At 69.8% G+C, this 21,896-nt stretch carries 20 protein-coding genes; 6 read left to right on the top strand and 14 right to left on the bottom strand.

The window, feature by feature from the left end; genetic code table 11:
* Positions 1-292: 292 nt before the first annotated feature.
* Positions 293-1,177, bottom strand: a complete 885-nt coding sequence (rsmA, locus tag KBX21_RS18335; protein ID WP_210842638.1) for a 16S rRNA (adenine(1518)-N(6)/adenine(1519)-N(6))-dimethyltransferase RsmA — start codon at positions 1,175-1,177, stop codon at positions 293-295.
* Between the two features lie 81 nt (positions 1,178-1,258).
* Positions 1,259-2,350, bottom strand: coding sequence for a resuscitation-promoting factor (locus KBX21_RS18330; protein ID WP_210842637.1), 1,092 nt, complete (start codon positions 2,348-2,350; stop codon positions 1,259-1,261).
* Positions 2,351-2,708: 358 nt separating this feature from the next.
* Here KBX21_RS18330 and KBX21_RS18325 point away from each other — a divergent pair, with 358 nt between their 5' ends.
* From KBX21_RS18325 to KBX21_RS18315, 3 genes are all read left to right on the top strand, one after another.
* Entirely contained in the window at positions 2,709-3,806 is a 1,098-nt protein-coding gene (locus KBX21_RS18325; protein ID WP_210842623.1) for a CaiB/BaiF CoA-transferase family protein, read from the top strand.
* 301 nt (positions 3,807-4,107) lie between these two features.
* A complete protein-coding gene (locus KBX21_RS18320; RefSeq protein ID WP_210842636.1) occupies positions 4,108-6,306 on the top strand; it encodes a hypothetical protein in 2,199 nt (732 codons plus the stop codon).
* A 611-nt stretch (positions 6,307-6,917) separates the two neighbouring features.
* Positions 6,918-7,274 carry an STAS domain-containing protein gene (locus KBX21_RS18315; RefSeq protein ID WP_049569369.1) on the top strand — a complete coding sequence of 119 codons (357 nt, stop codon included), beginning with the start codon at positions 6,918-6,920 and terminating at the stop codon, positions 7,272-7,274.
* 80 nt (positions 7,275-7,354) lie between these two features.
* On the opposite strand, the gene KBX21_RS18310 is transcribed toward KBX21_RS18315, so the two are convergent.
* The 5 genes from KBX21_RS18310 to KBX21_RS18290 form a co-directional block, all read right to left on the bottom strand.
* Positions 7,355-8,086, bottom strand: a complete 732-nt coding sequence (locus tag KBX21_RS18310; RefSeq protein ID WP_199776500.1) for a M50 family metallopeptidase — start codon at positions 8,084-8,086, stop codon at positions 7,355-7,357.
* Between the two features lie 174 nt (positions 8,087-8,260).
* Positions 8,261-8,704 (bottom strand): SRPBCC family protein, encoded by a 444-nt coding sequence (locus KBX21_RS18305; protein WP_049569363.1) that lies wholly within the window; start codon positions 8,702-8,704, stop codon positions 8,261-8,263.
* 55 nt (positions 8,705-8,759) lie between these two features.
* Entirely contained in the window at positions 8,760-9,704 is a 945-nt protein-coding gene (locus KBX21_RS18300) for an NUDIX hydrolase (protein WP_049569429.1), read from the bottom strand.
* A gap of 74 nt (positions 9,705-9,778) precedes the next feature.
* On the bottom strand, positions 9,779-11,881 hold the full coding sequence (locus KBX21_RS18295; RefSeq protein ID WP_082206331.1) for an RNA degradosome polyphosphate kinase: 2,103 nt from the start codon (positions 11,879-11,881) through the stop codon (positions 9,779-9,781).
* Positions 11,882-12,077: 196 nt separating this feature from the next.
* Positions 12,078-13,019, bottom strand: a complete 942-nt coding sequence (locus KBX21_RS18290) for a CPBP family intramembrane glutamic endopeptidase (RefSeq protein WP_247665942.1) — start codon at positions 13,017-13,019, stop codon at positions 12,078-12,080.
* A gap of 238 nt (positions 13,020-13,257) precedes the next feature.
* On the opposite strand from KBX21_RS18290, the gene KBX21_RS18285 reads away from it, so the two are divergent.
* A complete protein-coding gene (locus KBX21_RS18285) occupies positions 13,258-13,956 on the top strand; it encodes a class I SAM-dependent methyltransferase (RefSeq protein ID WP_210842622.1) in 699 nt (232 codons plus the stop codon).
* 86 nt (positions 13,957-14,042) lie between these two features.
* Here the strand turns inward: KBX21_RS18285 and ehuA are convergent, their stop codons facing one another.
* The 7 genes from ehuA to ectA all read right to left on the bottom strand — a co-directional run bounded on the left by ehuA (position 14,043) and on the right by ectA (position 20,004).
* Positions 14,043-14,879: an ectoine/hydroxyectoine ABC transporter ATP-binding protein EhuA gene (gene ehuA / locus KBX21_RS18280; RefSeq protein WP_282104566.1), complete on the bottom strand. Its 837-nt coding sequence runs from the start codon at positions 14,877-14,879 to the stop codon at positions 14,043-14,045.
* Positions 14,866-15,534 (bottom strand): ectoine/hydroxyectoine ABC transporter permease subunit EhuD, encoded by a 669-nt coding sequence (gene ehuD / locus KBX21_RS18275; RefSeq protein ID WP_210842634.1) that lies wholly within the window; start codon positions 15,532-15,534, stop codon positions 14,866-14,868. The genes ehuA and ehuD overlap by 14 nt, the downstream gene beginning before the upstream one ends.
* Before the next feature lie 20 nt (positions 15,535-15,554).
* On the bottom strand, positions 15,555-16,283 hold the full coding sequence (gene ehuC, locus KBX21_RS18270; protein WP_049569355.1) for an ectoine/hydroxyectoine ABC transporter permease subunit EhuC: 729 nt from the start codon (positions 16,281-16,283) through the stop codon (positions 15,555-15,557).
* Between the two features lie 6 nt (positions 16,284-16,289).
* The gene (gene ehuB, locus KBX21_RS18265) at positions 16,290-17,138 is read right to left on the bottom strand and encodes an ectoine/hydroxyectoine ABC transporter substrate-binding protein EhuB (RefSeq protein WP_369801061.1); all 849 of its coding nucleotides are present in this window, start codon (positions 17,136-17,138) and stop codon (positions 16,290-16,292) included.
* A gap of 449 nt (positions 17,139-17,587) precedes the next feature.
* The gene (locus KBX21_RS18260) at positions 17,588-17,989 is read right to left on the bottom strand and encodes an ectoine synthase (RefSeq protein ID WP_026129663.1); all 402 of its coding nucleotides are present in this window, start codon (positions 17,987-17,989) and stop codon (positions 17,588-17,590) included.
* Between the two features lie 147 nt (positions 17,990-18,136).
* Positions 18,137-19,405 (bottom strand): diaminobutyrate--2-oxoglutarate transaminase, encoded by a 1,269-nt coding sequence (gene ectB, locus KBX21_RS18255; protein WP_210842621.1) that lies wholly within the window; start codon positions 19,403-19,405, stop codon positions 18,137-18,139.
* Between the two features lie 92 nt (positions 19,406-19,497).
* Positions 19,498-20,004 (bottom strand): diaminobutyrate acetyltransferase, encoded by a 507-nt coding sequence (gene ectA, locus KBX21_RS18250; protein ID WP_255352558.1) that lies wholly within the window; start codon positions 20,002-20,004, stop codon positions 19,498-19,500.
* Positions 20,005-20,783: 779 nt separating this feature from the next.
* Between ectA and KBX21_RS18245 the strand changes: the two genes are divergently transcribed.
* On the top strand, positions 20,784-21,047 hold the full coding sequence (locus KBX21_RS18245; protein ID WP_049569348.1) for a WhiB family transcriptional regulator: 264 nt from the start codon (positions 20,784-20,786) through the stop codon (positions 21,045-21,047).
* A gap of 183 nt (positions 21,048-21,230) precedes the next feature.
* Positions 21,231-21,797 carry a copper resistance protein gene (locus KBX21_RS18240; protein ID WP_210842620.1) on the top strand — a complete coding sequence of 189 codons (567 nt, stop codon included), beginning with the start codon at positions 21,231-21,233 and terminating at the stop codon, positions 21,795-21,797.
* Positions 21,798-21,896: the final 99 nt, after the last annotated feature.

The raw sequence follows: 21,896 nt of genomic DNA, 5'->3' as shown, positions 1-21,896 counted from the left end.
CCTCCTCGGAGGGCGCCCCTTCGTCATGCGCGGCGATCGGATGCCGGCGAGTTCCTGTCCGAAACCCACCCCACCCGAACGCCCGCGCGTCCAACCGTCACGCGTCACCGTCCGCCGCCCACTCCCCGGCCAGCCCCTGGCGCGCTCCGGGCACACCGCACGCCTCGGCCGCTGCTCCCGGCGGTGTCCCCGGCCGAGCCACTCCCGCGGCTACCCCCTGGCGGTGCGCCCAGCGCACCCCGGGCGGCGCTCCAGGAGCACTCCCGCCGGTGCCCCAACGGCACTCCGGGCACTACTCCGGCCGGTGCTCCGCGATCGCCGCGAACTCCTCGATGCCCAGGGACTCACCGCGCGCGCTCGGCTGGACACCGGCGGCCCGGAGCGCCTCCTCCGCGGCGGGGGCCGAGCCCGCCCACCCGGACAGGGCCGCGCGCAGGGTCTTGCGGCGCTGGGCGAAGGCGGCGTCAATGACCTTGAAGACCTCCCGGCGCGGCGCCTTCGTGCTGGGCTCGGGACGGCGGATCAGCTCCACCAGCCCGGAGTCGACGTTGGGCGCGGGCCAGAAGACGTTACGGCCGACCGAACCGGCCCGGCGCGCGCTGGCGTACCAGGCGACCTTCGCGGAGGGCACCCCGTAGATACGGCCACCTGGGGTGGCCGTGATCCGGTCGGCGACCTCGGCCTGCACCATCACCAGGACCCGTTCCAGGCTGGGCAGGAGTTCGAGCAGGTGCAGCAGGACCGGCACGGAGACGTTGTAGGGCAGGTTGGCCACGAGCGCGGTGGGGGCGGGGCCGGGCAGTTCGGTGACGCGCATGGCGTCGCCGGGCACCACCGTGAGCCGGTCGGCGAGGTCGGGGGCGTGGTCGGCGACGGTGCCGGGCAGCGCCTCGGCCAGCCCCGGGTCGATCTCGATCGCGGTGACCTGCCGCACGTGCGGGAGCAGCGCGAGGGTGAGCGAGCCGAGTCCGGGCCCCACCTCGACGACCACGTCGTCGGCGCCGACGCCCGCGACACGGACGATGCGGCGGACGGTGCCGTGGTCGATGACGAAGTTCTGGCCCAGGGTCTTGGTGGGCCGGATACCGAACCGCTCGGCGAGGGCCCGCACGTCGGCGGGGGTGAGCAGGCGGGAACGGTCGGCGGGGTCGGATTCGGGTGTCTGTGTCACCCACACATCTTGCCAGCCGCCGCCCACCCGCTCATCCACGCCGTGTTCGGTGGGATCGCCTCCCGACGAACGGCCTGTTCGTCCCGGTCAGTCGAAGAGGTGGACCCCGCAGTGCGGCCACTGGCTCTGCCAGTTCCCGCCGACGGTGTCGTAGAGCTGTTGGGCGCGCTGGGTCTGCTCGGCGGGGCTGGCCTCGGAGGGCAGCCCGCTGCCGCCGACCGACGCCCAGGTGCTCGGGCTGAACTGGTAGAGCCCGTAGTAGCCGCCGGCCGAGTTCACCGCGGAGGCGTTGCCTCCGGACTCGCACTGGGCCAGCCCGGCCCAGTTGAGGCCGCTCGCCTCGCCGCTGGCCTCGTCGGGGTCGGGCTCCTCCTCGACCTTGGTGCCGATCTCCACGAGGCCCTCGACGGGTTCGGTGACGACCTTCTCGGAGAGTTCGTGCTCGACCTCCTCTCCGTGGCGCAGGACACGCAGCGTGGTGACCTCCTTGAGCCCGTCCTCCGGTTCGGTGACGACCTCGCGTTCGCCCTCGGGGAGGTCGGGGTTCTCGCGCTCGACCGTCTCGGCCTCGATCACGACCTCCTCGGTCTCGGGTGTGCCGAGGGCGGGCAGGACGCGGACGACCATGTCGGGTTCGGCGGGCTCGTCGGGTTCCGGGGAGACGATGTCGTGCTCGCCGGTCTCGACCCCTGCCGCGCTGAGCACGTCGGCGACGGTCTCGCCGGTGGTGCGGGTCTCGGAGCGCACGGTGTCGTACATGACGACCATCCGGGGAGCGCGTTGGGCACTCACCTCGAGCCCGCCCTCGGGGATCGCGGCGTCGTGGGCCAGGGAGAGTTCGACGCCCTCGGGGTCGAGTCCGATCTGTCCGAGGGCCTCGCCGAGGGTGGCGGCGTGCACCCGGTGGGCGAGTTCGTGCCCGTCGAGGTCGACGGTGAGCTCTCGGGGCGAGCGGACCACGACGTGGTCACCGGCGCTGAGGGTGGTGTCCGGGGAGGGGGCGACCACGTCGTGTTCGCCGAGCTCGATCCCGGCGGAGTCGAGAACGTCCTGGACGCTGTCGCCGAAGGTACGGACCTCGCTCTGCTCACCGTTGGCGTCCAGCCGGACGGTCTTCTCCATGGCCAGGGCCGTTCCTCCGCCCGCCGCGGCCAGTACGGCGGCGACGGCGGCCGCCATCACCGGCAGCGGAAGGACGAGGGACGCCCTGCGTCGCCGACGCCTTCGGGAACGGCGGCTGGCGCCGTTCTTCCCGGGTTTTCTGGGCATGACTTCCGAGCCCTTCTTCAAGGGTTGGTTCGTGGAGTTCTCGGTGGTGGAGGGGAGTTCGGGGGCGCCGAACAGGGTCACATTAACACCAGGAGTACGTGGAGTTTTGACATGACCCGAAAACCATTCCCTGGCAAATCACGTATTTCCCTCTATTCTTTTCCCCTCCCCGACCGGAGTCGGCGACCTGGCGTCGGGGCGACACAGCCTGCACAATGAACCGAACGTCGTTCTAGTCACCACTCCCGACCAACACCCCGGAGGCACCATGGGACCGCTCAACGGAACCCGCGTCGTCGAGTTCACCGGGATCGGCCCGGCACCGATGGCCGGGATGCTGCTGGCTGACATGGGCGCCAGCGTGATCCGGATCGACCGCCCCATGGCCGCCGACGCCATGAACGGCGGCTCCACGGGACCGCACATGAGCGAGGGGCGCACCGTGGTCGGCGCCGACCTCAAGTCCGACGAGGGGATGGCCCGCACCCGCGAACTCGTCGCCCGCGCCGACGTCCTCCTGGAGGGCTTCCGACCGGGGGTCATGGAACGGCTGGGCCTTGGCCCCGACGACTGTCTGGAGCTCAACCCGGGCCTGGTGTACGCGCGGGTCACCGGCTGGGGGCAGGACGGCCCGTTGGCCCGCACCGCAGGGCACGACATGAACTACGTGTCCGTGAACGGAGCCCTGCACTCCATCGGACGCGCGGAAGGGCCCCCGGTCCCGCCCATCAACCTGCTCGGTGACTTCGCGGGAGGGACGATGTTCGCGGTCACGGGTGTCCTGGCCGCACTCCTGGAGCGGCGCGGTTCCGGGCGCGGCCAGGTCGTGGACGCCGCGATGGTGGACGGCAGCGCCCTGCTGATGTCGATGGTGCACGAGGACCGCGCGCGCGGAGCGTGGACCGACGAACGCGGCACCAACTACCTCGACACCGGCGCTCCCTGGTACGACGTCTACGAGTGCTCCGACGGCCGCCACGTCTCCGTGGCCTGCATCGAGCCGCAGTTCTACGCCGCGTTCCTCGCGGGAGTGGGGCTGGACGGCGAGGACCTGCCCGAACAGTGGGACACCGAGGGGTGGCCCCGGCTGCGCGCACGCTTCGCCGAGGTGCTGCGCACGCGCGGTCGTGACGAGTGGGGTGCGGTGTTCGAGGACACCGACGCCTGTGTGATGCCCGTCCTGTCCCTGGCGGAGGCGCCCGACCACCCGCACGTGCGGGCCCGGGGCGCGCTCGTGCGGGGCGAGGGCGACCGCTTGGTGGCGGGCCCGGCGCCGAGGTTCGGCCGCACCCCCGGCGAGGTCACCCGGGGACGCCCCCTGCCCGACGCCGACGCGACCCTGGAGGAGTGGGGCCTGACCCCCTGAACCACGGTGCCCGCCCCGAGGCCGCGCCCCGGTCCCCCGGTACTCCGCGCCCCGCTTCTCCCGTCCGGTTCCTCCCTGTCCGGAATCGCCGTTTTCCCCGCTCAGAGCGGTGTGATCACTAGGGTGGGCGACCAGTGAGGTGATCGCGATCGGGGGGACCGCCATGTCACCGAGTCGATGGCTCGGCCTGCGCTCGGAACGGTGTTCGGCCGAAGGCCGTGCCCGGCGACCTGGAGGGCGCCCGGGCGGGCTCCCAGGGGGGCTCCCGCGCAGGAGCCCCAGAAGGCGCCTGTACGCCCTCATCTTGGTAGCCGCGGTCCTGCTCTGCACGGCTCCCGCCGCCGCGAGCTCGGGGGCCTCCGCGAACCTCGGCCCGGACCACACCGGTCAGGCCGACGGCCCTGTCGTGCTGGTGGGCGTTCCGGGCCTGCTCTGGGAGGACGTCACCCCCGAGCACACGCCCGCGCTGTGGGAGATGGCCGAGGCCGGGGCGATCGGCAACGTGTCCATCCGCACCGCCACCTCGCGGACCTGCCCCACTGACGGGTGGCTCTCGGTCTCGGCCGGGCAGCGCGCACTCTCCGACCGTGAGCGCTTCACCGTGTGCGAGCCCGCCCCGGAGCCGGTCGTGGACGGGTCGGGAGCGACCGTCCCGGGATTCGGCGACTTCGTCGACCAGAACGCGCGGTCGGTCTTCTCCGCACCGGTGGGCCTGCTCGGACAGACCGTGCGTGACCAGGGCGGTCTGACCCTGGCCGCCGGTCCGGGCGCCGCTCTGGGCGCCGCGGACGAGTCGGGGCGGGTCGACCACTACGTCGACTCGGCGCGCGACCTCTCCCAGGAGCGCCTCCAGGGCGTGTCCCTCGCGACGGTGGAACTGCCCGAGCTGACCAGCTTGTACCCCGCCGAACCCGACGAGGACGACGAACCCCAGGAGGCCAAGCCCGAGGACGTGCCCGAGCAGATCCGCGAGGACACCCTGGAGACACTCGACTCCCGGCTGTCCGCTCTGGTGCGGAACCTGCCCGCGGGCGCGACCCTGATGGTGGTCGGCGTCTCCATGGACACCGGCCCCTCCCAGCTGACCGTGGCGCTCACCGGGGAGATGACAGCCCAGGGGCTGGTCGGGCCCTCCGCCTTCCTGGCGTCGGAGTCCACCCGGCGTCCCGGGTTGGTGACCCTGACCGACACCACCGTCACCGTGCTGCGCACTCTGGGCATGGATCCGGGCGGGCCCACCGGCGGTCGGGCGTGGCAGACCACCGACCGCCCGCAACCCGCCGAGGAGGCCATGGTCCGCCTGGTGGACTTCAACACCGCCGCCGTTGTCGTGGGCACGGCCATCCCCGGGTTCTTCAGCGGCCTGGTCGCCATCCAGCTGCTCATCTACGCGGCGGCGGCCTACGCGATGCACCGGTACTCGTGGGGCGAGCGGGGCAAGCGGGCCGTGGTGCTGTCGGTGACGCGCGTCGTGGCGCTGGCGGGCGCGGCCTTCCCCGTGGCGAGTTATCTGGCCAACCTGATCCCGTGGTGGGCGACGCAGTTCCCGCTGCTGGCCCTACTGGCCTCGGTCCTGGCCGTGGACGCTCTGGTGGTGGCACTGGCTGTGGCGGGACCGTGGCGCCGGACGATCCTGGGTCCGATGACGGTGGTGGCGGGAGCGACCACCCTGGTGCTCTTCGTCGACCTCTGTGTCGGTGCGCACCTCCAGATGAACTCGCCCACGGGGTACTCCCCGATCGTGGCGGGACGGTTCTACGGGATCGGCAACATCGCCTTCGCGACCTTCGCCACCGGCATGCTCATGGCGGTGGCGGGCATTTCCCACTCGCTGATCTCGCGGGGCAGGCGCCGCGCCGCCGTCGTGACGACCATCGTCGTGGGAGCCGCCTCGGTGCTGATCATCGGCTGGCCGGGGCTGGGCACGGACTTCGGCGGCGTCATCGCGCTGATCCCCGGTCTGGCGGTGACCACGATGATGATCGCGGGGGTGCGGATCACCGCCCTGCGCATGGCCGCGGTGGCCGTCGTCTCGGTCACGGCGATCTCCCTTCTGGCCTGGATGGACTACCTGCGCCCGGTGGAGGACCGCAGCCACTTCGGCGCGTTCGCGGAGCTGGTGGTGAACGGGGACGCCGGGACGGTGCTGGCCCGCAAGCTGGGCGCGATGCTGGGCACCCTGGGCAACTGGCACCTCACCCTGCTGGCCGCCGGGGCCCTGGTGTTCCTGTTCGCCGTCCTCAACCGGCCGGGCAGATGGCGGATCGGCGCGCTCCAGCGGGCCTACGAGTACGCCCCGACACTCCGGGCCGGGCTGACCGGTTCCCTGGTGACGGCCCTGGTGGGATTCGCGGCCAACGACTCGGGCGTGGCCATCCCCGCGCTGGCGCTGACCGTGGCGGTCCCGCTCACCCTCTCCGCGTGTGTGTGGGCGGTCCAGCAGAGCGAGCGCGAACCCGAGGAGAACCCCGCGGAGCCCCCGTGCGTGCAAAAGGCGTAATCCATACACCAGGTATCCCGGAAACGGTGAATTGGCGGGGGCACGACCTTGCGTCGCTCCCGTCACGAATCGGCCACGGCGCTGTGGTAAAGTCCGAGGCTGGACGGCCCCGACTCCAACGCGTCCCAGCGCCCTGACAGTGCGCCGGGAGGAGTCGGGTCCACCGGGGACCACCGGCCCAGCCACGGTCCCCGCCGCGACCCACCGGGGAATGCCCGCCGTCGCGGGCGGGTTCTCACGAGTGGAGGACCCGACGCGGCCGCCGGCTACGGCGGGACGGCCGAGCGCGGGGACACCATGCACCGAGCCCTCGTCGCACGTCACACCGACGCACGTCACACCGACGCACGTCACACCGACACACGGCACCAGGAACTCCTGGCCCTGGCCAGGCGTTGCCCCGGTGCCGTGCTTTTCCGAGCAAACCAGGCGAGAAAGGCGTTTCCTCCCCGGTTCCCAGCCCGGGGCACCACGCAAGGAACTTGATGAACCATCAGCTTGGCTCACGCGGTAACGCATCCATCGCACCGGTCACCGCACGTCCCCGATGGGGCGACGTGCGGCCTGCCTCGCCGACCCGTCGGGCTCGGCCCGAGTACGCCGGAGTCGCAATGCCCGACCTGACCATTTCCTCCACCCTCCACGAGGCCGGAAGAGTGCTGGCCCTGGACGGCGAGATCGACATGGCCACCGAGAACCGCTTCCAGGAGGCGGTCACGGAGGCGTTGACCACGCAGCCCTTCGGCCGCGTCGTGCTGGACTGCGCCGACCTGCGGTTCATCGACTCCAGTGGGCTGCGCGTGCTGATCCGCGCCCACAAGGCCGCCAAGGAACAGCAGGCCCTCCTGGTGATCGCCGCCCCGCTGCCGCGCGTGGTGCAGACCCTGCGCGTCACCTCGCTGGACACCCGCATCCCGGTGTTCGCCTCGGTCGCCCTGGCGCTCAGCGCCCCGCAGACCGCCCAGTAGCCGCACCGCCTCCGGGCACGACGAAGGCCCCGCGTCCTGACGCGGGGCCTGTTTTCGTCTCTCGGGTCGGCGTCTCCCGCTCAGAAGAACAGCAGCCACACGCCCAGGGCGGTGACGGCGGCGTTCACCAGCAGGAACACCCCGACCCAGAGGGTGCCAGGGAGTCCGGTGAGGCGGGCGAGCTGGTCCGCGTCGGAGTGCGGGGAGGGGTTGCGCACTCGCTGTGACTGGAGCTCGATGACCGGGCGCACACCGGCGAACAGCAGGAACCAGATGAACAGGTAGGCGAAGGCCGCCTGGACCTCGTGCGGGGTGAACCAGCTGACCCCGAAGACCACCGCTCCGGTGACCACGACCGACAGCACGCCGTAGAAGTTGCGGATCATGAGCAGCATGGCCGCCAGGATCACGATGCTCAGCCACAGCAGCGCGGTGATGTAGCCCGCCATCAGCATGAGGATGCCGAGGAGGCCGATCACGCTCGGGGCGACGTAGCCCGCGAAGACCGTGAGGATCATGCCGATACCCGTGGGCCTGCCACGGGAGACCGTCACCCCGGACGTGTCCGAGTGCAGTCGGATCCCGGTCAGCTGGCGGCCGCTGAGCAGGGCCACGAGTGCGTGCCCGCCCTCATGGGCGATGGTGACGACGTTGCGAGCCACGCGCCAGGGCGGACCCAGCAGCACGGCCGCCAGGGCGACCACGGCGGTCGTGACGATGATCCACTGTTCCGGATCGGGCTGGCCGGTCAGCACGTCCTGCCACACGTCGCCCAAGCTCGTTCCCACCACTGGTCTCCCGACTTCCCGCATCGACCGGCACGCCTGTCACCGGAAACTCCCTGTCAGCGGGCCCGCTCACCCTGCGCGCCGCGGCGGCCGGGAGGCGCGGGGGAACGCGGCCCTTGCCGAACTTTAGGGCATTTCGGAGAGTGCCGTGCGTGGCGGTCGACCGCTGACCGGGGGGATCGCGAGCCCCGGTCGCGGTCAGGCCTCCTCGGCCTCGGCGGCCGCCTTGAGCCGGTCCAGCGTCAGGAGGATGCCCCGCGCGTTGCGCGCCGGGGCCCCGCTCAGCACGTAGAGGGCGATCTGGCCCCGCGAGTAGTCGAAGGTCTCGGTGACGAGGGTCCCGCCCTCGGGCAGCTCCCGGAACTCGTAGCGCCAGCGGTGCGAGCCCACGTGCCTCCAGGCGATGAGCCGCCCCTCCTCGAACTCCACCACGCGGTTGGTCATCCGGTAGGGGAGCCCGAGCATCTTCATGTCCATGCCGAACTCGGAGCCCAGCTCCAACCGGTCCGGGCCGGACGGCCCGCCCTGGACGGTGCCGGAGCCGTCGAGCACGGCGTGCTGGGACGGTGTGGCGACGATGTCGAAGATCCGCTTGGCCGGTGCGTCGACCACGACGCTCCGGGCCACCATGTGTTTGGGCATGACGGCATCATGTCACCGTCGGGGACCACTCCCTCACCGGGGCCGACGGGCGGACCTACTCGCGCACCCCGTGCCGCTCCACCCCGGCCAGCTCCCCCTCCGGGGAGACGTGCACCACCCAGAACGACCCCTTGCGCAGGCCGCGCTGTTGCGAAAGCGGCGCGCCCAGCCGTGTGAGCGCCTCGGTGAGCAGGTGCGGGACCAGCTCACCGTGGGTGCACACGACCGTGGGCCGTTGCTCGTCCAGGACGCGCGCGATGACCTCCCGGGCCTCCTCCACGTCGTAGCCCCCGCCCTCGAGTCCCACCGTGAGGGCGCGCTCTGTACTCATCGGGACGTCGCACTCGACCGTCAGCGGCAGCAGGGACTCCGTGCAGCGGGCCGCCGCCGACGTCAGCGCGCGCAGTCCCCCGTAGGCGCCCAACACCCGGGGCAGGGCGAGGGCGTCGGCGCGGCCGGTCTCGTCGAGCGGTCGCAGCAGGTCACTGTCGGTCCAGGAGCGCTTCTCCCCCGCTGACAGGTGCCGCAGCAGGACGATCGGGAAGGTCCGCGCGGGACCGACCCGGAAGTTGTCGAGCACCTGCACGTCGTGGTCGTAGGTGAGACGGGCACGGGCCTCCTCGACGGCGACCCACTCGACCGTCTCCACCTCCTCGTTCGGTTCGTAGTCGATCCGCCCGCCGGGCTGGGCCGGGGTGGCCGCCCACCACTCCACCTGTTTGGGCCAGCCGTCCTTGAGGTAGCGCTGCGGCGGGAGCCGGCGCCCCATCACGGGAGTGAGGCCGGTCTCCTCCTCGACCTCCCGGACGGCGCCGATGATGGGGTGTTCCCCGTTCTTGAGCTTGCCCTTGGGCAGGGTCCAGTCACCCCGGTCGGGGCGCCGGATGAGGACGACCTCCCGACCGGAGGGGCCGTCGCGCCAGAGCACCGCGCCGCCCGCGCGGATGGGTTCCAGGTAGCCGCCCACCGCGGTGTCGCGCGGCGGGAAGGCACTGGTCATACGGATCTCGGGGACGTTCGTCCTCGAGGGTCCCGCGTCGGGGCCCTCGTGACCTGCCCCGTGTTCGTGGGTGTTCACCCGTCCACCACTCTCAGGTGCCGGTCGCCTCTCAGGGTGTCCTGGAGGTCGACCAGCGGTTGGCCCTCCGCGTCGTGGGTGACCCGCTTCCACAAGCCGTCGGGTTCGAGCCGCCACGAGGAGGTGCTGTCGGACATCGCCAGCTCCATGATGCCCACAAGCCGACGGCACTGCTCGGGGTCGGCGATCCGGACCAGTGCCTCCACGCGCCGGTCGAGGTTGCGGGGCATGAGGTCGGCGCTGCCGATCCACACCTTGGGACGCCAGCCGTTGGCGAAGACGAACACCCGTGAGTGTTCGAGGAAGCGGCCCAGGATGCTGCGCACCCGGATCTTCTCGGACAGGCCCGGAACCCCGGCGCGCAGCACGCAGCTGCCGCGTACCCACAGGTCGACGTCGACCCCGGACTGAGAGGCTCGGTACAGGGCGTCGATGATCTCCTCGTCGACGAGGGAGTTCACCTTGATCCTGATGTGGGCGGGCTCGCCCTTGAGGCCGTTCTCCACCTCGGTGGCGATCTGTTTGAGGAGTCCCCGGCGCAGGGCGGCGGGGGCCACGAGGAGCCTGCGGTAGTGCTTCTTGCGGGAGAACCCGGTGAGGCTGTTGAAGAGGTCGCTGACGTCCTCTCCCACCTCCGCGGCGGCGCTGAACAGGCCGAAGTCCTCGTAGATCCGTGCGGTGCTCGGGTTGTAGTTGCCCGTGCCCACGTGGCAGTAGCGGCGGAGCAGGCCGTCGTCGTCCTGGCGGATGACCATGGACAGCTTGCAGTGGGTCTTGAGCCCCACGACCCCGTAGACGACGTGGCAGCCCGCCTCCTCCAGCTTGCGGGCCCACTGGATGTTGTTCTGTTCGTCGAAGCGGGCCTTGACCTCGACCAGGACCACGACCTCCTTGCCCTCCCTGGCCGCCTCGATGAGCGACTCGACGATGGGTGAGTCGCCGCTCGTGCGGTACAGGGTCTGTTTGATCGCCACGACCTTGGGGTCGGTGGAGGCCAGGGTGAGGAACCGCTCCGTGGTGGTGGCGAAGGACTCGTAGGGGTGGTGGACGAGCACCTCGCGTTCGCGGATGGTCGCGAACAGGTCGCCGGAGGTGAGCGCGCGCGGTTCCACCGGGACCATGGGCGGGTAGCGCAGGTCGGGGCGGTCGGTGTCGGCGATCTGGGCGAGCCCGGCCAGGTTGAGGGGCCCCGGAACCCGGTAGATCTCCTCCTCCTCGGCACCGAGCTGCTCGCGGAGGATGGACAGCGCCCCGTCGCTGATGGACTGTTCCACCTCCAGGCGCACGAGCGGTCCGAAGCGGCGGCGCAGGAGTTCGTTCTCCAGGGACTGGACGAGGTCGTCGGTCTCGTCCTCGTCGACCTCCAGGTCGGCGTTGCGGGTGACCCGGAAGGCGTGGTGTTCGACCACCTGCATGCCCTCGAACAGCTGGGGCAGGTGCGCGGCGATGATGTCCTCGACCGGGACGAAGCGGCCGCCGCCGTGGGTGGTGAGCTCGATGAACCTGGGCAGCGCGCTGGGCACCTTGACCCGGGCGAACATGGGCCGGTCGTCGTTGGAGTCGCGCACCGTGACCGCGAGGTTGAGCGAACGGCCCGAGATGTAGGGGAAGGGGTGCGCGGAGTCGACCGCGAACGGCGTCACCAGCGGGTAGATGGCGCGGCGGAAGTAGCCGTGCAGGTACTCGCGTTCGCGGTCGTCCAGTTCGCTCCACCGGACGATGCTGATGCCCTCCCGGGCCAGGGCTGGGGCGACGCTGTCCTCGAAACAGGCGATCAGGCGCAGGATCTGGTCGTGTGTGAACAGGGAGATGCGCTCCAGCAGGTCCCTGGGGTGGTGCCCGCTGGGTGAGGCGACGGACAGGCCCGTGGCCAGACGGCGCTTGAGCCCGGCCACCCGCACCATGAAGAACTCGTCCAGGTTGCTGGAGAAGATCGCGAGGAACCGCGTCCGTTCGAGCAGCGGGATGTTCTCGTCCTCCGCGAGTTCGAGCACTCGTTGGTTGAACCGGAGCCACCCCTCCTCCCGGTCCATGAACCTGTCGGCGGGAAGGTCGGCGGTGGCGGGCCCCGCTGGCGTTGGCGCTGATTCCGTGCTCACAGTGGGCAGACTCCCCCTTTTGCATGACCGCACGGTGACGTCCCCGTGAGGGGAAAATGACCGCAACGCGACTGCTGTGGAGGACCTGTACCCATATCGCGGCCCGTGTCCCTGGACGCCGGGCAAGATTTGCCTCATGACGCGATCACGCGCCCCACCTGACCTGGTGGGACGCGTGGACTCGCGGGCGGCGGAGCTACCGGCTGATGCCGATCTGGAGGTCGGGCGGCAGGATGAGCAGGAACATGGCCACACGCATGAGGACGTTGATCCAGGTGTTGCGGAAGCAGGCCCACAGGTAGCCGTAGAACAGGCCCGCGGCGCCGTAGGTGAGCAGGGCCATGCCGGTGTCGTGCACGAAGTCGATGCCGGGAAGCTGGGAGACGGCGTCGTAGGGCTGGATGAACGCGTAGGTCATCGCGAACACCACCGAGGTCAGCACGATGCCGCCCCAGCGCCCCAGGAGCAGTTCCAGCCGGGTCTGCATCATGCCCCGGAAGAAGATCTCCTCACAGGTGGCGATCACCATGAAGGCGACCAGCATGGCGTACAGCGTGAGTGAGGGCTCGGGGAGCCCGATGTGCGGCGTGATCAGGAAGCCCATCAGGACCACCGTGACGAACACGGGCACCACCCCGAGCCAGCGCCAGAGCTCCCCCACCTTCAGGGCGATCGAGGGCATGGCGGTGCCCTTGCCGTCGACAGTCAGCCCCGAGCGGTCCAGGATCAGCAGGGGGATGGCGAACAGGAACAGCAGGCGCGAGACCAGCGCCACGGACATCGCGAGGTCCGGGGAGACGCCGGTCTCCTCCCCGTAGACGGTGAAGATCCACGACAGCACGACCATCGAGAGGACGAACCCGACGAGCAGGAGCACCATCCAGCCGAGTTCGCGCAGGACGGGGTGGCCGTCCATGGCGGTGGCGATCCGTCGGTCCAGCTCGTCCCGTCGCCCGAACGCCCGGACGAGTCCCCAGGCCATGACGATGCCGATCAACATCGGCATCCAGGAGACCAGGTACAGCACGGACGACTCACCGAGGACGTCGTCCCGCATCCCCGGCCGGATGAGCGCCGGCCCGATGATCAGGACGGCGGCGAGGGCGACGGCCCAGGCGAGCCCCCATCTTCGCACCATGGTCACAAGTGTCCCCCCTGTCTCAGAACACACATTCTGCACCAGGGAAAACTAAAAGCGACTTAATGACTACGGTATGTCGTTACCCCGTTGTCACCAGGGCCCCGACACGCCCGGAGAGCGTCACCCACGACCGGAATCCGGCGAGGTGGTCCCGAGGCGGAGGACGGCGCCCCCAAGGGGCTCCTGACCGCTTACCGTCGGACCCGACCACCCCCGAACAGGAGTCGAGGCCAACGTGACCACCAGCGACTACGACGACTTCGCCGAGGCGTACTCGGCCGACAACGACGCCAACCTCATGAACGCTCACTACGAGCGCCCCGCCATGCTGAACCTCGCCGGTGACGTCGGCGGCCGCCGCATCCTGGACGCGGGTTGCGGCTCCGGCCCCCTCTCCCTGGAACTGCGGAACCGGGGCGCCGAGGTGACCGGGTTCGACTCCAGCACGGAGATGGTCGGGCTGGCCAGGAAGCGCCTCGGCGACGACGCCGACCTGCGCGTGCTCGACCTGGCGAAACCGCTCCCGTTCCCCGACGGCGGGTTCGACGACGTCGTCTCCTCGCTGTCGTTGCACTACCTCAGGGAGTGGGAGGGACCGCTCCGGGAGCTGCGCCGGGTCCTGAGGCCCGGCGGCCGTCTCCTGGTCTCCGTGGACCATCCGGCCGCCCACGCGCTGCTGAAGCCGGACACCGACTACTTCGAGGTCTCCCCCTGGCCGGTGGAGTGGGAGTTCCAGGGCCGGACGGCGGTCCTGCGCGTCTGGCACCGCCCGCTGCACGCGATGGTCCGGGACTTCACCGGGGCCGGTTTCCGCGTCGCGGACATCGACGAACCGCCCTTCGCGCCGGACACCCCCCGGCACCTGCTGCCCGAGCGGCTCCGCGGGCGCACCCGGTTCCTCGGGTTCCTCTTCTTCGTCCTGGTCGCCGAGTAGGCCGAACAGGAGGTGACACGGGGCGGGGCCCGCCCGGACCGTCGCGGTCGTGTGCCGCGACGCCCGGGCGGGCCCCGTCTCCGGATCTAGTGCCCGTTCTCCAGGACCGACTTCAGGAAGGTCTTGGTCCGCTCCTCCTGGGGGTCCCCGAAGATCTGGTCCGGGTGGCCCTCCTCGGCGATGCGGCCCTCGTCGAACATCATGACCCGGTGGGACACGTCCCGCGCGAAGCCCATCTCGTGGGTCACGCACAGCATCGTGATGTCGGTGGTCTCGGCCACCTCCCGCAGCACGTCCAGCACGCCCGCCACCAGCTCCGGGTCCAGGGCCGAGGTGACCTCGTCCAGCAGGAGGATCTCCGGGCGCATCGCCAGGGCGCGGGCGATCGCCACGCGCTGCTGCTGACCGCCGGACAGCTGGGTCGGGTGGGCGTCGATCTTGTCGCCCAGGCCCACCAGGTCCAGCAGTTCCTCGGCCCGGGCGCTGGCCTCGTCCTTGGACAGTCCGAGGACGTTGACCGGCGCCTCCATGATGTTCCTGCGCACCGTCATGTTCGGGAACAGGTTGAACTGCTGGAACACCATGCCGATGCTCTTGCGGCGGCGCCGCAGGTAGCTCTCGCTGGCCAGGGCCAGGCCACTGCCCTTCGGCATGTGGCTGAACGGCTCTCCGCCGATGTTGATGCGGCCCTCGGTGACCTTCTCCAGCGTCATGAGCAGGCGCAGGATGGTGGTCTTGCCGGAACCGCTCGGCCCGATCAGGGTGACGCGCTCGCCGGCGGCCACGTCGAAGTCGAGGTGGTCCAGGACGGTGAGGTCGCCGAAGCGCTTCACCACCTGGTCGAACACGATCAGCGGGCCGTCGGCGACGCCGTCCCCGACACCCGGTGCCGTCGTGTTCTCAGGGGTATCAGACGGCGGCATATCGCTTCTCCAGTCGTCGAATCACAATCGCGGACGGGATGCTCACCAGGAGGAAGAGGAGCCCGACCAGGGTGATGGCCTCCATCATCCGGAAACTCTCGCTGCCGACCCGCTGGGCCCTGGTCAGCAGCTCCGCCACACCGATGGCGAAGAGCAGCGGCGTGTCCTTGAACATGGAGATCAGGTAGTTGCCCAGAGCGGGGATGACCTTGCGGATCGCCTGGGGAAGCACGACCGCTCCCCAGGTCCGTGTGGTCGGCAGGCTCAGGGCCCGGGCCGCCTCCCACTGGCCCTTGGCCACGCCCTCGATACCCGAGCGGTACACCTCGGCGGTGTAGGCCGCGTAGTGGATGCCGAGGACCACCACACCGACGGTGAACGCCGTGATGGGGACCGGGCCGACCACCGGCAGTGCGTAGCTTGCCGGCAGCAGGAAGAAGACGAACACCAGCTGGATGATCAGCGGTGTGGTCCGGATGAACTCCATGACGAAGTGCACGATGGAACCGACGTACGGGACCCGTCGCACGACCGCGATCAACAGGCCCAGGGTCAGGGCGATGCTGTAGCCGATCAGCGTGAGCTGGATCGTCACCAGCAGGCCCTGGAGCAGGCTCGGTATGACCTCGAAGGTGAAGGCGAAGTCCCAGATCATGGGCGTGGAATCGTTGTTCATTACTTGGCCACCCCCACCTGGGTACCGACCGACGGAGGCCGGAGCAGGCTCATGATCCCGCCGCCGGTCGGCGGGGTACGGCCCAGCTTCTGGTTGGCGCGGCGCTCGAGCAGTCGCATACCGAAGATCAGCACCTGCGCGATCAGGTAGTAGATGACGAACGCGATCGCGAACGCGGCCAACGTCTCGCCCGTACCGCTGCGCACCTCACGGGCGACGGCGGTGAGGTCGAGGATGCCGACCATGTACACCACGGCGGTCGCCTTCATCAGCTCGATGATCAGGTTGCCGAACGTGGGCAGCATCTGCGCCCACGCCTGTGGCACGACAACCAGGCGCATGCGCTGGAACCAGGAGAGGTTCAGCGCGACGGTGGCCTCGACCTGGGCCCTGGGCACCGCGTTGAGCGCGGCCCGCACGACCTCGGCGCCGTAGGCACCGACGTTCAGGCCGAGCGCGAGGATCGCGGCGAACATCGGCTCCAGCTCGAAACCGGTCATGTCCGGGACCGCGAAGACGAACCAGAACATCACCACGAGAGCGGCGATCCCCCGGAAGACCTCCACGTAGACAGTGGTGATCGCGCGTAGGAGCCAGGACCGTACGGTGCCCATGATCCCGAAGACCATGGCTAAGACGAAGGCCAGGACGGCCCCCCCGAAGGTGAGCTGGAGTGTGATCCAGGCACCGTCGAGGTAGCGGGGTAGCTGTGCTTGCAGGAACTCCACGCTGGATCAGCCCTCGCAGAGCTCGGCGGTGCTCGTGCCGTCGGGCAGGTCGTCCTCAGTGAATCCCCACTCCTCGCCGAGCTCGAGGAGGCGGCCGCTCTCGGTGAACTCGGCGATGACCCGGTTCACCTCGTCGAGCATCTCGTCGTCACCCTGGCGCAGGCAGAGGCCGCCCCAGCCCTTCTCCTCCTTGCCGTCCATGACCGGGTAGAACGGTTCGGTGACCTCGAAGTCGCCGCCGCGCTCCATCAGCAGGTACTCGTGCGAGACCTTCAGCATGGAGATGGCGTCGACGCGGCCGTTCTCCAGCATCTCGAAGCCGGTCGTCTGGTCCGGGATGAGTTCCATCTGGCCCTCGGGGACGCCGAAGAACTCGGCGTAGTTCTGTTCCACGGAGGCGTTCAGCACGGCCAGCCTGATGTCAGGGTCGGCGGCGATGTCCTCGAAGTGCTGGATGGCCTTGGGGTTGCCCTGGGCGACCATGAAGGCCTCGGGTGCGGTGGCGGTCGGCTCGCTGAAGGCGACCTCCTGACACCGGTCCGGCGTGATGAACACACCGGCGGCGAGGACGTCGAACTGGTCGTTCTGGAGGCCCGGGATCAGGCCGTCCCAGCTGGTGGAGGTGGCGACGATCTCCGGGATCCCCAGTTCCTCGAAGACGGCCTTGGCGACGGCGGGCGACTGCCCCGCGGCCTCCCCGGACCCGTCGACGAACCCGAAGGGGATCTCGTTGGCGAGGCCGACCCGGACGAACCCCTGCTCACGCAGGTCGGCCAGGGACGCACCGCTGCTGACCCTGGAGCACGACGCGAGCGACGGAGCCAGGGCGGCCACCGCGACGCCGGCTCCGGCCAGGCGGAACGCGTCTCGACGTCCCCAGGTTCCCCGCCGACGCGCTGGTACCTGATTCTTCACGACTGCTCCTCGAAAACTCGCGGGTGCGGAGCCTTCGCCCGAAGGACGGGGCGAGGGCCTCACGCGTTCGGATGCTGGATCGCCTCAAGTGGGCGGGGTCCGCGGCTCGGTGGCCGCGGTCGTGACCGTTGCCCGGGTGCTCGGGACGACGGCGCTGGTACGGGGTCTCCCTCCCCGAGCCCGAGGTGCAGTAACTGAACCCGATTGGTCCGTTATGCACTGGTTATGAGTCGCTGTTCGTCGGGTGACCCGACGACGTACTCCCTCCGAGCTGGCCACCTGTGGTTCGTGACTATGGGTTCTTATGCCCGTTACCGAGGGATTCCTACCCCCGAAAACACGAAAGCGGGGTCCGGACCACCGGACCCCGCCCCGCGTTGGCTCTACGCCTAGGCGTTGACGTCCTCCTCGACAACCAGCGGGTAGACGCCGTTCTCGTCGTGGACCTCACGGCCGGTGACCGGCGGGTTGAAGACGCACAGCACGCGGAAGTCGGTCTTCGGGCGGACCGTGTGCTTCTCGTGGCCGTTGAGCAGGTAGAGGGTGCCCGGGGTGATGATGTGCTTCTCCCCGGTCTCCTCGTTGGTCAGCTCGGCCTCGCCCTCGATGCAGTGCACGAGCTCGATGTGGTTGGCGTACCAGAACGTCGACTCGGTGCCCGCGTAAAGAACGGTCTCGTGGAAGGAGAAGCCGACCTTCTCCTTCGCCAGGACGATCCGACGACTCCGCCAGTTCTCGGTCTTGATGTCAGCGTCGGTGTCGTTGACCTCGTCCATACTGCGAACGATCACTTGTGTCTCCTTCACGCTCTGATGCGCGCTGTGTGCGCTGGTGGTACACGGTACGGGGCCGACCGTCACCCCGGGTAGAGGTACTGGTCGGCCCCGCGCCGGATTCGATGGGCACGCCGGTCCGAAACCGCACCGGCGTGTCGCGTACTAGGCGGTCTGGGGAACCTTGACGGCCTCGCGGACGGCGTCGGCCATGATGTCCAGGCCGGCGGTCAGCTCCTCCTCCGTCGTGGTGAGCGGCGGGAGCAGCTTGGCGACCTCGTCCTCGGGGCCGGAGGTCTCCAGGAGCAGACCACGGTCGAAGCACCCGGCGGCGACCTTCTTGGCGATGCCGCCCTCGGCGTCGAAGGCCAGACCACGGGCCAGACCGCGGCCGCGCACGTGCGCGCCGAAGTCGGAGTGCTCCTCCGCCATCTCGGCGAGGCGCCCCGCGACCAGTTCGCCCTTGGCCAGGGTGGCCTGGGCGAAGGTGTCGTCGGACCAGAAGCGGCGCAGCGCCTCGGTACCGGTGACCATGGCCGGGTTGAAGCCGCGGAAGGTGCCGTTGTGCTCGCCCGGCTCCCAGACGTCCAGCTCGCGCTTGAACAGCGTGAGCGCCATCGGGAGGCCGTAGCCGCTGATGGACTTGGACAGGGTGACGATGTCCGGGGTGATGCCGGCCTCTTCGAAGCTGAAGAACTCGCCGGTACGGCCGCAGCCCATCTGGATGTCGTCCAGGATCAGCAGGATGCCGTACTCCTGGCAGAGCTCGGAGAGGCCCCGCAGCCAGGGGGCGCTGGCCACGTTGATGCCGCCCTCACCCTGGATGGCCTCGACGATCACGGCCGCCGGGGCGTCCAGACCGCTGCCGCTGTCCTCCAGGAGGGTGCGCAGCCACAGGAAGTCCGGGGTCTTCCCGTCGAGGTAGTTGTCGAACGGCATGGTGGCCACGTGGTCGAGCGGCACACCGGCACCGCCGCGCTTCATGGAGTTGCCGGTGACGGCCAGGGCGCCCAGGGTCATGCCGTGGAAGCCGTTGGTGAAGTTGATGATGGTCTGGCGACCGGTGTACTTACGGGCCAGCTTGAGCGCGGCCTCGACCGCGTTGTTTCCCGCCGGGCCGGGGAACTGGACCTTGTAGTCCAGGTTCCGGGGTTTGAGGATGACGTCCTCGAAGGTCTTCAGGAACTCGCGTTTGGCCACGCTGTAGGCGTCGAGGCTGTGGACGATCTTGTCGTCGGTCAGGTACTCGATGAGCGAGGTCTTCAACTCGGGGTGGTTGTGCCCGTAGTTGAGCGATCCGGCCCCGGCGAAGAAGTCCAGGTACGGGCGGCCGGTCTCGTCGTGGACGTGGCTGCCGACCGCCTTGTCGAAGACGACAGGCCAGTTCCGGCAGTATCCGCGGACTTCGGACTCGAGGCGCTGGAAGGTCTCCATCGTGATGTTCCTTGGTTCCTTTCCCCAACTTCGTGGGCTCAGGGCTTGGGACGAGGGGCGGGTGGGGATCGCGTTCGATCCGGGACGGTCGGTTAGTCGTCGGTGTCGGAGTGCGCGCCGATGGGCCCGATGCGCACGAGGTCCTCGGGGTCGTGGGGCCCTTCGCCGTCCTTCGGGAAGTGCTCCGCGCCGAAGAGCGGGCTCCACACGGCCTCCGCGCCCAGGCTCCGCGCGAACGAGGAGAAGAGCGCCCTTGAGGCCTCGTTGTCGGGGGTGACGGTCGCTTCGAGGTAGCGCAGGCCCTGTCCGGCGAGGCGTTCGCCGATGAAGTCGAGCATCCGGCGGGCCAGCCGCTGACCCCGGTACTCGGAGCCGACGGCCACCTGCCAGAGGAAGTACGTGTCCGGGCTGTCGGGACGGACGTAGCCGGTGACGTAGGCCGCCATCCGGCCGTCGGCGTCCCGTGCCACGACGCTGGTCGTGGCGAAGTCCCGGCACCAGAGCGTGTAGGCGTACGGGGAGTTCACGTCCATCCCCGTGTCGCCGGCCAACCGCCACATGTGCGGCCCGTCCTCCGGGGAGGGGTGCGAGAGGCGCACGTCCTCACGGCCCGCGGCCTCCGTGGTCTCGGAGCTCACAGCCCCACCTTCGATTCGGTCGCGTGCTTGGAGGTTCGTTCGTTGATGTGGCACGTCGATCGAACTTAGCGAAAGAAGGTCAAAGGAGTTTCGGCGAGATTCCGCGCAGATGTTTGGGAGGATTACCAATGGGTAGGGCTTGTTTATTTAGCAGCTTGATTCCGCCTTGGGCGGGGCTCCCAGGTGACGCTGGGTAGCGGCCGGACCGCCCGTCCACGCCCTGTCTATCAGGGGCTTCAGCCCCCAGGGCGGACCGGCGTCGCGCGAGGTGAGAGGTGACTCGCGGGCGGGTGGTCGGCAACCGTCAGGGTCAAACATAGAGCCTCCACGACGAATATTAAGCGTGCGTTAAGTCACATCAATTCGGTGGAAAGCTCGCGACATATCGCCCTGGGTGACTCACCACCCACGTCACACGTTACGCGTGACACCCGTGGGAACCACTTGTACGCAGGAATTTCCTTCGGTTCAAGACGCCGGACGAACCCCCGCGAACCGCCCTTCGGCTCACCCCCGACCGACCAGTGGAGACCGGGACCACCGTCGTACGTCCTTGATGAATCTCCGACTTTCCATCAGACTCTGTGTAGTACGACCTCATGTAGTACTACGATTAGTCGCACCGCTTCGCCGCAGCCCATGCGGGACCGGCACCCCCGGGACGGCAGTGCGGACTCGAACTTCGTCGCCCCCGCCGTGGGAACACGGCGAGGACCACTGACCAGGGATCGGAGGCGTCCGTGAACCGCCTGTACCACGACAGCGAGGACTGGGTCGAGCAGGGGAACTGCCGCTCGTACGACCCCGAGATCTTCTTCCCGGTGAGCAGCACCGGGATCGGCCGCACCGACACGGAGCGGGCCCTGGACGTCTGCCGCAGCTGTACTGTTCGCCCGGAATGTCTGCGGTGGGCCCTGCGCGCCGGGGAGGCTCACGGAGTCTGGGGTGGCACCACCCCCGAGCAGCGTCGCTACATGCGCCGCGAGCTGGTTCCGGCGGGTTAGGTCGTGTTCGGCGGACGCCGCGTGCGCCCGCCGAACACGTCCTGGCGAGGTGGCGCCGCCGGACGCGAGGGTTCGCGTCCGGCGGCTCATCTCCGCCACCGAGGGCCCACTCCGAGACGTTCGAGCGCGTTCTCACGTCCGGAGGTCTTGCGGGCCCCTGTGGCACGGCCTAGGTTCACTATCGTGCGACCCGCTCACGGCACGCTCCGCCTCACACGCACGGCGCTCCTCGCCGGTGCGTGCACGGGCATTGCCTGGGTGGGCCACAACGTCGGGGCCGACAGCCCCGCCGGGGCCTGGGGGTTCCTCCTGGCCACGGCGTTCCTGTTCGGTCTCCTCTGGCGGTTCACCAGGATCATGCGGGGCTTCGGCGACATCTTCGCCGTGATGGCCCTCGCACAGGTCGCCCTGCACCTGATCCTCCAGCTGTCGGGACCCGGGACCGTCCAGGTCGAGCACGCCGGGCACGGCTCCGCCGCCCTGGGCCTCGCGCCGGGGATGCTGTTCGCCCACCTGTGGGCGGCCCTGCTCGCCTCCGCGCTGCTGTCCCATGGCGAGTCCGCGCTCTGGTTCCTCACCGCCGCCGTCTCCCGGGCCCTCCCTCGGCCACCGCGCCTGCCCGACCTCACGCCCGCGGAGTCCGGGGTCGCGCCCGTCGCGCCCCCGGCCCTCGCGCCGCCTTCCCCAGAGCCGTCGACACACGGTCCCCGCGGGCCTCCCGGTTCGCCCGCGTTCCGCACGGCCCCGTAGCCCCAGGGCTCCGGCGGTCGAGGCGGTCCCCCGAAGAGCCCCGACGGGCACCGGTCCCCGACCCGTGCCCGCCGGGCGCGAACCGCACCCGAACGGCCT

The sequence above is a fragment of the Nocardiopsis sp. B62 genome, from assembly GCF_018070675.1.
In the GTDB taxonomy this organism is placed as follows: Bacteria; Actinomycetota; Actinomycetes; order Streptosporangiales; family Streptosporangiaceae; genus Nocardiopsis; species Nocardiopsis prasina.
The sequence above is the reverse complement of the archived record's forward strand: the minus strand, read 5'-3'. Positions and strand labels throughout refer to the sequence as shown.